This is a genomic window from Foliimonas ilicis, assembly GCF_039939195.1.
Classification (GTDB): Bacteria; Pseudomonadota; Alphaproteobacteria; order Rhizobiales; family Rhizobiaceae; genus Foliimonas; species Foliimonas ilicis.
Genome location: NZ_JBDUUH010000005.1, coordinates 360231 through 371431, shown reverse-complemented (window position 1 = coordinate 371431; position 11201 = coordinate 360231). Strand labels below are relative to the sequence as shown.

At 55.1% G+C, this 11201-nt stretch carries 11 protein-coding genes and 1 pseudogene; 2 read left to right on the top strand and 10 right to left on the bottom strand.

Features of this window, described 5'->3' with window-relative positions; genetic code table 11:
* Positions 1–126 (top strand): annotated as a pseudogene (locus ABFT80_RS14030) (IS630 family transposase); the annotation flags it as partial.
* Between the two features lie 195 nt (positions 127–321).
* Positions 322–1839, top strand: a complete 1518-nt coding sequence (locus tag ABFT80_RS14025; RefSeq protein WP_347972544.1) for an argininosuccinate lyase — start codon at positions 322–324, stop codon at positions 1837–1839.
* Positions 1840–1964: 125 nt separating this feature from the next.
* Here ABFT80_RS14025 and ABFT80_RS14020 read toward each other — a convergent pair whose 3' ends face one another.
* From ABFT80_RS14020 to ABFT80_RS13975, 10 genes are all read right to left on the bottom strand, one after another.
* Positions 1965–2876 (bottom strand): hypothetical protein, encoded by a 912-nt coding sequence (locus ABFT80_RS14020; RefSeq protein ID WP_347972543.1) that lies wholly within the window; start codon positions 2874–2876, stop codon positions 1965–1967.
* A gap of 151 nt (positions 2877–3027) precedes the next feature.
* A complete protein-coding gene (locus ABFT80_RS14015) occupies positions 3028–3735 on the bottom strand; it encodes a GAD-like domain-containing protein (protein WP_347972542.1) in 708 nt (235 codons plus the stop codon).
* A 104-nt stretch (positions 3736–3839) separates the two neighbouring features.
* Positions 3840–4493, bottom strand: coding sequence for a polymorphic toxin type 15 domain-containing protein (locus tag ABFT80_RS14010; RefSeq protein ID WP_347972541.1), 654 nt, complete (start codon positions 4491–4493; stop codon positions 3840–3842).
* Complete coding sequence (locus tag ABFT80_RS14005; RefSeq protein WP_347972540.1) at positions 4493–5620, bottom strand: DUF4123 domain-containing protein; 1128 nt, start codon at positions 5618–5620, stop codon at positions 4493–4495. The genes ABFT80_RS14010 and ABFT80_RS14005 overlap by 1 nt, the downstream gene beginning before the upstream one ends.
* Positions 5621–5624: 4 nt before the next feature.
* Entirely contained in the window at positions 5625–6002 is a 378-nt protein-coding gene (locus ABFT80_RS14000) for a PAAR domain-containing protein (protein WP_347972539.1), read from the bottom strand.
* Positions 6003–6059: 57 nt separating this feature from the next.
* Positions 6060–6692, bottom strand: a complete 633-nt coding sequence (locus ABFT80_RS13995; RefSeq protein ID WP_347972538.1) for a hypothetical protein — start codon at positions 6690–6692, stop codon at positions 6060–6062.
* A 498-nt stretch (positions 6693–7190) separates the two neighbouring features.
* Positions 7191–7901 carry a hypothetical protein gene (locus ABFT80_RS13990; protein WP_347972537.1) on the bottom strand — a complete coding sequence of 237 codons (711 nt, stop codon included), beginning with the start codon at positions 7899–7901 and terminating at the stop codon, positions 7191–7193.
* Positions 7902–7909: 8 nt separating this feature from the next.
* Positions 7910–10042, bottom strand: coding sequence for a type VI secretion system tip protein TssI/VgrG (gene tssI / locus ABFT80_RS13985; protein WP_347972536.1), 2133 nt, complete (start codon positions 10040–10042; stop codon positions 7910–7912).
* A 50-nt stretch (positions 10043–10092) separates the two neighbouring features.
* Positions 10093–10596, bottom strand: coding sequence for a hypothetical protein (locus tag ABFT80_RS13980; protein ID WP_347972535.1), 504 nt, complete (start codon positions 10594–10596; stop codon positions 10093–10095).
* Between the two features lie 128 nt (positions 10597–10724).
* Complete coding sequence (locus ABFT80_RS13975; RefSeq protein WP_347972534.1) at positions 10725–11201, bottom strand: Hcp family type VI secretion system effector; 477 nt, start codon at positions 11199–11201, stop codon at positions 10725–10727.

Sequence of the window (11201 nt, the reverse complement as noted above, 5' to 3'; positions counted from 1 at the left end):
TTCATCGAAACCCACAACGAGAACCCCACCCCATACAAGTGGGTCAAATCCGCTGACCAGATCCTCGCGTCGGTCAAGCGCTTCTGCCAGAAGACAATGAACCGAACTTCAGATTCAGGTGACTAGGACGTAGCTTCACTTACGAGGATCCGGATGGCTGGCGCGTTGTCGTCTGCCGCGAAACCGGAATCTGAATGGTCAAACTGAGCAGAAAGGCGATCCGCATATGGGGATCGCCAGCGCAACCCCTGCTTGTCGGTGGGCGCCATCTATGCTTACCCTTTGCATGGGAGGGGCTTTGTTGAGAGGAGGATAGAAGTCTTGACAGTACCATTCATCCAATTTCGGCCGCGGCTTAAAGCTGTCGCTTTAAGTATCTTCGCTTGCTCAATCTCGCTGGCGTCGGCCGAAGAAACCGATCGAGACGAGTTCTTCTGGCTAAGTGAAATCAACAAGGCAACGGTCGTGATCAACAGCGACGAAGGGCTTTTGAAAAAAGACCTGGCGCCGCGCATCGCAGCAGCGCTTCACAAGGTGATAAATGAAGGAAATCAGCCGGATGCCAATCGTCCTTCAACCGTTATCACCTTTGAACCGCTTCTTATCAAAGCAGGCGGCATCGAGGTCACATTGCTTCACGCGGGCCGGTCAAGCCAGGACATGCACGCAACATATCGAGCCGCCATCCTGCGCGACAAGCTGCTCGAATTGGCCAGCCAACTAAATACGACATCGCGCACCCTGGTAGAGCTTGCTGCAAAGCACACTGAGACCATCGTTCCCAACTACACCAATGGCGTTGCAGCACAACCGAACAGCTATGCCCATTACTTGCTGGGCCATGCTGCCGGGTTCGACCGTGATGCGCAAAGGATTCGCGAGGCCTATTTACGAATTGATCGTTCAGCCATGGGCACCACGGTCCTGAATGGTACTGGTTGGCCGTTGAATCGTCAGCGTATGGCAGATTATCTGGGGTTCGCAGATATCGTCGATAACGCTTATGACGCTTCCCAGATCTCATCGATGGAGCATCCGATCGAGGTCGGCTCGATTGTCACGTCGATTGCCCTGCATACTGGCAATTTCGTCGAAGACATTATGACCCAATATGCCCAGACCCGGCCATGGATTCTGCTAGAGGAAGGCGGCGGCAACACCTACGTCTCATCAGCAATGCCGCAAAAGCGAAATCCGGGTCTGTTGAACTCTGCCCGTAGCGACGCCTCGCGTGCAGTGACCTTGGCCATGGGGCCGATAATACAAACCCACAACATCACCCCTGGCATGAACGATCCCAAGGATGTGGAAGCCAACTCGGAAATGGTCGATGCAGGCATAAAGAGCTTGTCGCGGCTGGACCGTGTTTTGAAGGGTCTCGTTATCAATTCCGAACGCGCCCTTGAGGAATTGAACAGCGACTGGACCGCCTCGCAAGAAGTGGCAGATATCCTCATGCGTGACCACGGCTTACCTTTCCGCGAAGGTCACGAAGTTGCTTCCGAGATCGTTAGTCATGCGCGAGCCAACGGCATTGCACCACTGGACTTTCCTTACGATGAAGCACAGCGCATCTATACCGAAACGGTAGATGGCAGCGAGTATCCTCAAGAATTGCCGCTCAGCGAAACTGAATTTCGCCAGGCCCTCGACCCTATAGCTATTATCCGGAACCGGGCAACGTCAGGAGGCCCGCAGCCAGCCGAGGTTGAAAGAATGATCGGCGAAGCACGAGCCCGGCTCGACACTCAAGATGCGTGGATAAAAACGAAGCGCGGCACTATAGACACTGCTTTAGCTAAATTGGACGAAGAGTTCAGCACCCTCTTGCGGGAATAGGCGCTCGCGGTCTAAATCCTCTAATCAACTCAAGCGATCCCAGCGTCAAGAGAACGGCGGGATCGCTGGAAAATCCGGCCGAGCAGACAACGAGCTTCCGGCAAGTATAAGCGCGACGAAGCACCTTAATCTTCGCTGGATAGGGACAATGTACCGACGCGACCGGATGACAGGCTATTTAGCAGCTCAACAAGACCGTAATATTGAGGCGTGTAACCGTCCACGATAAGTTCGGCACCGGTATCCCGATCAGGCCGTGAAAAAATTTCAGCGTCACCGTCGTAACCGGGCTTATCGATCAGATCGAGACCACGAAAACAACCGCTGTCGCAGATTCTAAGAAAAACATTTTCGGCTTCGTCGAAATCCGCAGGCGGAAAATCCTGCCCTGAAACGACAAGGTGATCTTCCTCGCAAAGGGCCATAACATCCTCTAAAAGATCCGAATTCGGGACCTGTATCTCCGCATCAGTAAGAAAATCCGTAAAATCACGACGCGCCGAAATCCGATCATCAGCACCTTGCAGGACCGATACGCGAACCGCAGCGATCGTATCCGAAAACACCGATCGCGGCGGCAATGCATCGGCATCGTCACCAAGCATGGCTTTCGTATCCTCGTATGCTGCCAGCATTGTGTGATTTAGCGTCACGATCAGGCGCAGGACCGCGACAAGAACATTATGGTGAATGCCTTCCGCCTTGCCGCGCAACACAAAACGGCCAGGCTTTGACCAATCAATCGACAGGCTGGTGGAAGTACGCTTCTCAAAGAAGGACCATGCGAAAAAACCAAGACGCAGCCCATCCTGCAATTCCCCCACCGCGTCGTCCAAGACCTCTCGACGTTCCTCCACGTCAAAGGCTGGCAAATAATCCACTTCGATCTCGAACCTACGCAGATAGAGTGGGGTAGGTGCATCCGGTCCGGTCAAAACGGAGACGAGCGGGTTCTCAGCCATGCTTGTCGCTTCCCTGTTGGAACTCTGCTGTTTAAAGTAAGTTATGCACGGCCTTGTCGTAATCACCAGCAGCACTGCTCGATCTTACCGTGGTTCGGATTCTGATGAAGGCATGTCCTACCGAGCCCAAAGAGGCGCGGACCGAGCTTTCCTAAACTTCGGCAGCAATGGATTTCTGCTCTCAGCCTGCCACTGGCTGCCCGAGCAGTAGGAAGGGTCGTGCGCTCTATCCGATAGGCCGCACCGCTTCGAATCCATCCGGCGAAAGCTTTGTCAAATGGAACGTATCGAGCTGGGAGAGGATAGCGAAATGCTCGAGTGCCTTAACCCGCTTGATGTTTTTGACGCTGCGCATTGGACTGAAAGTCCCGGCGAGCGCAAGGGCCGGGAAAAAACCGTAGCATTGACCGCGCTCAATCTGGCCATACGAAGCCCGGCACGCGTCAAACATGGGCGCATCGTGAAAGTCGGAATAATCGACATCATCGCGCTCGAAAGGCAGCAGCCCGACAACATTGCGTTCCGAGCTCAAATCCTCGTCCTCCGTTGCTTCCGCCTCGTTGAACCGGGTTGGCGCCAACGCTTGCGAAAAAACCATTCCTGCGGGGAGATCGATTTCCACAACACCGTAGGTTTTCGACCAGACATAAAGATAGCCGAAAGCGCTGTAGGCAAAGACGTGACAGTCTTTATGGTTGAGTTGCTTGTCAGCTTTAAAGACCAGAGAAAGGATCGGACGAAATTCTGCGGGGTCGCACATTTGCAAAAGACCGTCAAAGAATGAGCCGATGCCGTAAGTATCGATCATCCCTGCCAGACTTTCCGGGAAAGCCTCGCCCACAGTGGATTTCTGCGCTTCGCTCAGAGGGGATGCGTTCGCCGGTTGCCCGATCCGTTTGAGCCGTTGCTCGAGACGCTCTCTTATTTCATTCATTCCGTCGATCCAAAGTTGGCATCTAGAAAGGTTCGGTCTTAACCCGATCCTTGAACTGCTCTGATTTTACGCAATTGCAGACGGAAAACCGCCCTGCACTTCTCCTAACATATCGATAGCTCAACGTTCATTTTTTCACCTGCACGCCCCTCCTGCCGCATCTTCTCTGCGGCATCTCTTAGCGTTTGGGTTCGGTTATCACGAATCCATTGGCGGCCTATCTCTTGATTGGCATCGGCCCCACCAATTCCTACCCGCGATGGGTCGCCGCCAGCCACAATATCAAGGAAATGCGTTGCATTAACTGAATTCATTATGGCTTCAATTTCCGCGTCGCTTTTATTCTGTCGCTCCAACATTCTGCGATAGTTGTTTCGCGCCTGACGTTGCGCACCCTGGTCGCGTACAAGTCTGGTCGTGCCGGCTTTTTCCAGAACCCAATGCGCATAGGCCATTTCATCGGCCGTCATGTTGTTGATCGTGTCTTGTTGCTCTTTTAGCTGCCGTGCAAACTCCTCGCGGTCCATACCCGGTGGTAAGTCGAAGCAGGGAACTTGTGTGGCGCAACCGTCGCAGGTTTCATCCCTCGCCTGACTGTCGTCAAGTTCCTCGGCCTGCTGGTTTGCCTGCGCCAGCGCATCCGCTGCCTGAGCCGCAGCCTCAAGCGCTTTCGCGGTCCGATAAGCCCGCCAGGCCCGCCATCCCCAAACGGCTCCTCTTCCGAGACCAATAGCTATCGGATAGGCTATTGCCACCATCAGGCAGGCCCTCCGCGATCGTTTTTCTCCAGCTTCACCATGATATTCATGATCCGATCCAAAGCGCGGTCAGCATTGCCGCCCTTCGCCTGTGTCAGCGCCTCGCGAACAGGCTCGCCCTGACCGAATTCACCATCGGTCGACAGCATCAGGTAAGCCCACTTGCCATGCGCACGTTCCGAGCGCAGGCCAAGTTCGCGGCCGGATTGCTCGAATTCGAAAACCCTCTTATGCAAAGCCTCATCATCAAGACCCTTCGTCTCGTCGGGCGCGACTTTACGCAGGTAAGTCATGATCTTGCGGCGCGATGCCGTCATCCGGCACGCGCTGATAGCGCGCATCGCCTCACTATCGATTCGCAACGGCCCTGTCGGCGCCTTTGGAAGATCGTCCGCCCGGACTGCCCGCTTCACCCTGCCGCCCCAGTTGTTTTCAGGGGTGAACAGAATCTGTGTCGCAGGACCGAACAGTCGGGAAAGTTGCGGCTTATCGAGCGCCGGCAAAAACTGCGCCATTACATTGGCGTCGCCGTGGCGAAACAGCACCATCTCGTGGCCATATTCCTCGCCAATGGCATCCTCGGCGCCTTTGCGCGGAATGAGAATCTTGTTGATCGTGCGCAGATGGCGATACAGCGATTCCTCCGAAAGAGATGCATCACCGGCCCAGAACACAGCGCCGGGCGTGCTGGAGACGATAGCCAGCAGAGCTTCCATCTGCGCCGTCGCGTCGGCGGTAGATGCGGGCGAGGCAACCAATGCTTCATCACCCGCGTCGGTCTTGTCCTTCATCTCCTGCGCATAATACGCAGCCAAGGCTTCCAATGCCTCATCTGAAAGAACATCATCTTCCGGCCCATCGTCCGTTTCAGTCTCTTCCGGCAGCGCGTGATATGGATCGACCAGCCAATGACCGGTCATGACTAGGCTGCGGTCGGCGACTTTAGGATAAAGCGACAGGTGCCGAAGTCCGGCGTTGCGTAATTTGCGCGGCAGGTTCTCGAAGTGCGCACCGTCGATGATAGCATAGACGCGCTGCGCCGGATCGGCTGCAATCTCGCGCAGGATTTCGGCCAGCGCCTCAGTTGCCGCGGCTTCAATATCGTATGAGCCCGACGCCGCCGTCACAGCATCAACCCCGCACGAACGGCATGGATTTGCCCGCCATTCCGACCTGACATGAAGCGCGCGAACTCAAAGGTGTCGCCTCATCATCACCGATGAAAACGTTGCCCGATGCCGTATGTGCCTGTCCGCCGCAATTGATCGCGTCACCCTTCCGGCCAGCTGGCTTGCCATTGATGAAAACCGTCGCCGAACCTTCCGCCAACGCACGCCCGTGCGGACCCGCATGTCCTGCCACACAGGCATGCGGCAGATACGAATCCCCCACCCGCATCAGTGGCCGTCCATTGACATAAACGTCCGGGCTGCCGCCCGTCGCCGGTGTCGGCGGAAAGTGGCAAGCGTGGCCGGATCCGATATCGCCTTTACGATGAGCTGGGGGCATATTTCGATCTCCCTCTCTCAAACTCACACGGATTTGATGACCCGTTTCCCATCAGTTTCATTTCCGAATTTTTGAAAAATCGCCAATATAAAATAATAACGCATTAGATAAATTTTCGAATTTACAATTCATCTTATCGAGTTGATGTATAGTGCCGCTAGCTGACTTGGATTGCTGAGAGTAATTTTGCTTCAAGAGCAAATCCTCTTTGGCGGCCGTTATTTCATTTGAACTTTTCCGAACGGAAAACCTGACGCCGCTATAACAAAACGCGATGGAAAGCGCATACACTAATTCTGCGAACTCATATCTCGGTGGCTTGTAGCCCACATCCCCCGCTGTTTTGCGGAAATCCGGCGTGTTTGCGAGTGTATTGTAGGAATAATCGAGGGCATCATTGAGCTTCAGGAAGCTTGACGAATCTTCCAATGCCCCTCTGCTCCAGTCTGCGACAGTCCAGAAACCATCTTTCGCCAGAACGAAACGCGTTTCGTTCGCCGGAGGCGCATTTTTTGGATCACCGACGTAAATATCAACCTGATATTTTTTCTGGACATCCGCTTTTTCAATCTTGTCGAAGTAGGCGGCTATCAGTGAACTCTTATATGAACGGATGCTCTTTACCTCCTCAAAAAATTGAAGGCGGTAGTGTCTTAAGATTCGGATTGCCTTAGTTTGAACCGGTCTCATGCTTCCTCCGGCTAGGCCAGCCCCACGAAACTAGTGTGAGGAGAAACGCAAGATAAATCCACGGGCTGTAGTTGCTCATATGGCAACTGACGGTGTTTTTGCCGGTCAACAATTTCAGGAACGGCGCTAAGGGATTGCTCAATGCCGGACCAGGCGCAACCGTAACGATGTTGTCCACCTGTTGGATTGATAGAACGTCGCGTTGAGCGAGACTATCTGGTACTAATCTGGCCCTATTGTCTTGGGCAGTGCTATGCAAGATTTCTATGGATGCCGCGCAAAAATCGGTAGCTGCCCAAGGATCAAAGCCACCGCCAAGCGTATCCTTGTAGTGCGTAAAAAAGATATCTTTGTCGGTATCGCACTCCGAAGAATCGCACTGGTCAAGTGTAACCTCGGCAAACGCTGCACCGCGGCGCTGGTCTACGTACCAGACGACAAGGATAAGGCATAGGACGAGCGACGATATCAGTCGTATAATACGCAGAAGCATGGAACTTAACCTGCCTCTCTAACAATTCGAAGTTCGACTGCGTCCCATTTGGCTTGGGAGATTTCCCCTTTGGGAATACGGACCGTTTCAATCTCTTCTTCAATCTCTTGCGCTGTCGCGTTACAGCGGCCGATAGCTATTGTGAGACCAACGCCGGATAGAACGGTAATACCAAGCCCCACCGCACCACTTACGCGAAGCAATGTGGCCGCCCGCGCCGCATTTGCGGCTCCTATTTGACTTGCCACACCCGCATTAGCGATTACCCTTCCTCCCGCCTTCGAGCCCAAAGTATTGGCTGTTCCTCCAACGCCTAAGTACCAGCGTATCTCATTTAGGATTGCGATCACGCGCTTTATGCGGATCCATTCCTCTACAAGTCTATCGATGGGCCACTCACTTATCGGAAGATGAGCATAAGCTGGTATCGACTGGATCATCGCGATCTGGCCGATGAAAAGCTGTGCTGCGACCGGTGATGAGGCCCAGGTTTCCACGGCGGCGCGCTCTATCTCTCGCTTTGCGGATTGTTGTGCACCACTTTGGAAGTTACTTCGCGCGGCCCAGCGATATAGTGCTTCGAAGACGGGCAGAGCGTGGTCGTAATTGGTACCGTCGAAAGGCGGCTTGCTCCAGACCGAGCCGCGCATGTCGAGCGCATCGACGATCTGCTCCACACGATTTACGGCATCTGTCGCTGTTACAATCGTTCCCATGACGTCTCTCAGTTGATGTCGATACGGCTTCCGATCATCGAGATCGGGCCGCCGATCTCGACCTTCAGTGACTTGCCATAAATTTTGATATTGCCTTCGGCGTCGATGACGATGCCCCCTGCACGGTTGGTAAGACGGATGGCCTGACCTGCCCTGATCTTCAAGTCTTCAGCAGATTGGATGGACATCAACCGCTGTGCCTCCAGCGTAAGTCTTTTTCCGGCATTCACCGCGACATGACCGCCAGAGGTCACGTCTACCGTCGAACTGGCATTCATTCGCAGATTGTTGCCTGAAAGAACCGAAATATCGTCTTCCGCCTGCATGCGCAGCGACCCGTTAGATTTCGGCCATTCGCGACGCTGCAATTCATAATCGTGCGGATGTGTGCGGAACGAATCCCCTACCTGGAGCAGTGAGCTAGCCCCCATGTAATTTCCACCATGCCCGACTGAAATATCGAAGTTGCCCACGATCTCCATGCGGCTGTTTTCATCTATTCTTTCATATTTTTCCCCAACGACCCGCTCCGAGTAATTGTTCTCAACAAGTTCCGACCTGTTGTTTAGAACGCGAACATTCATGTCCTTTTGAGCATGAACGTAAAGTTCTTCCCTTCCGGCATCGTCCTCGAAGGTCAGCTCATTAAAACCCTGCCCCTTGTGTGTGTTCGTCCTGAACGTGCTCTTGGTCTTGTTCGCCGGAAGGTCATAGGGAACCTTGTTGCCGGGGTTCGGAACAATACCCGTCACCAACGGCCGGTCCGGGTCGCCATCAACGAAAGCGACCATCACTTCCATGCCGATGCGTGGGATGATCTGGCCGCCCCAGCCGCCACCTGCCCAGTTCTGCGCGACGCGCACCCAGCAGGTGTCGGAGCCGTCCTTCTTCGCCTTGCGGTCCCAAGGGAACCACAGCTTGATGCGGCCATATTGGTCGGGATGGATTTCCTCACCTGAAGGCCCGGCGACAATCGCAACCTGGTTGCCCTCGATGCGCGGGCGCCTGGTTGCGCGATGCGGCGTCATGCTGACCCGCGCCGGAACGGCCTCGAAACTGTTGCGGAATTCCGGCTCGTTCGAATTCGTCTCATAGGAGCGATCGACCACCGAATGACGCGCCTTGATGATCACATGCTCTTCATAGGTATGGTCGGGATGCGCGACCTCGTAAGGCGTGAAGCGGCGGCCGGCTTCGAGCACTCTTGATGTCGATTCACCATGAACGCGGTCATGGTCGGCTTCGCTCGACTGCATCCGCAGTTTCGCGGCGCGTTCGGCCTCTGCAACGGAAGAAATGCGCGCCGGATATTCGTAGAGCTCGCGCTTGATCGCATCGGGCATCTGTACAAGCGACGGCGTCATGGTCCCCGGCACCATTTGCGGCGTCTCGAAATTCCAGTCGGCACCGGCGCGCTGGCCCGGCACATAGGAAAAGCGGCGTGTCCACTCGTTGATGTGGTTGCGGTCGGACGAGCCCTGCGCGAGCCGCACCTTGCCCTCGCCCTGCGCCGAGGCGGAAGGCCCGGCCCATGAACTCGCACTGTCGGCAACGTTCAGCCTGTGCGCGCCGTCCTCATGGCTGAACCAGTAGAACAGCCCGTCTTCTTCGAAACGTCTCGTGAGATAGGCCAGGTCCGTCTCGTTCCACTGCACCGAATAATGCTGCACCGGCGGCGGCGAGATGATCCCGGAAACATCCGGCGCTGGCAGGCCATGTTCGGAAAGGAGCGTCTGCACGATATCGATCGATGTCTTGTCCATCCAGATCCGGCAATCCGAACGGCGCGACAACAGCCACATTTGCGGGCGCAGAACCATCGAATAGGAACGCATACCGCGCGTTACAGGCGGCCCCTCATTGAGCTCCGTCACCAGACCGTTGAAGGGACGGCGGACGGCGTCATCCTCTTCCTCACCCTGCTGCACCTCGATCGAAACATCGACCAGCCTGCCGATCAGTTCTTCCGGCTTCACCGCCTCGCGCTTGGCGCGCACGGTGAGTTGAATTTCGAAAAGCGACGAGACGCCTTCATCGATCGTCACGCGCTCGGGCAGAAGTTGATCTTCCCCAAGCGGCGAAACCACTTTCAGAATGCGGCTTGCCTGGATGAAATCGGCAGCGTCCGGCTGGTCGTTCATAACGAGGGCCTCAGTTCATTTGTTTCGAGCCACAGCGGCTGTGCTTCCAATCAAAGCTTTCGTCCGACGAGGTAGGCGTATTGCAGTTTTGTCAATTTGGTACGGGGGGTTACGTCCATTTGCGGACCGTAGAGACGTTCTTCCGTGAGAATTGTACCCACATCGTTTTGTGTCGGCACGGTTCCCAGCAGGTAGATATCCCGCGATTCAAAAACGCGATTTTCGAAGGAATCCGAAACCTGATAATTCACCTGCAGGACGAACGTGGAATGCCCCTTGGCCTCCATCTGTTGAACGATGGAAGTCTCGTTGTTCCTGAGCCAGCCCTTGAGCCAGACGGCCAGGGAGTTTTCATTGGCGGCGGACATGACCATCTGAAGCGCACTGCCGCGAGCGCCAGCGCGAGCATTGCGTGCGCCCATCTGACGGGGGCCGCTTGCATAAGTCATGTAATCGAGATTGGGGCCGCGACCCATTCTCCTCAAAGGCGGAAGTTCAGACTGGTGCACCGGGCGCACGTGAACTTTCTGTGATGAAACGTCGAAATTCGGCATGATCACTCCATGATGAAAATCTGGGAGATGACATCGCAGCGGGCGGCTGCCTGTCACTAAAAGCGGACTTTTCCGTCAAGACATGAGACGCCGCCGACATGGCGGCGCCCCACTCATCACATGAACGATCAGGCAGCCTTGGTGGTCGCGAGGTCGTAGGACGCGATCATTGGCGACTGCGACGTCTGGTTCTCATCGAACGGCGTGTACTTCACTTCCATTTTCGTGAAGTTGAGCTTCACCGTCTCGACCGGACGATCGCCATTTGAATCAACCGAATAGCTGGCGATCAGCGTGTTGGTGAGCGTGTATTCGATGTAGGTTTCGCCCGGATTGCCCGTAGTGACCAGATGGATCGTCGCACGCTTGCCGGTGCGGCCCGCGCATGCTTCCCCAAACAGCTTCGTCGAAGAAGAGTCGCTGACCTTGGTCAGGATCACTTCGGAAACGGTCGGCTCGGAAGCCTCGCGGTTCGCTGCCGAACCGGCAGAGGTGTTCATGTTGCGCGAGACGTTCCAGTGAATTGCCTCGATGTCCATCCATTTACGATGCTGTTCATGCGTTGCATCACCCTGGATACCGTCGATCTGAAGATAAATCGGCAT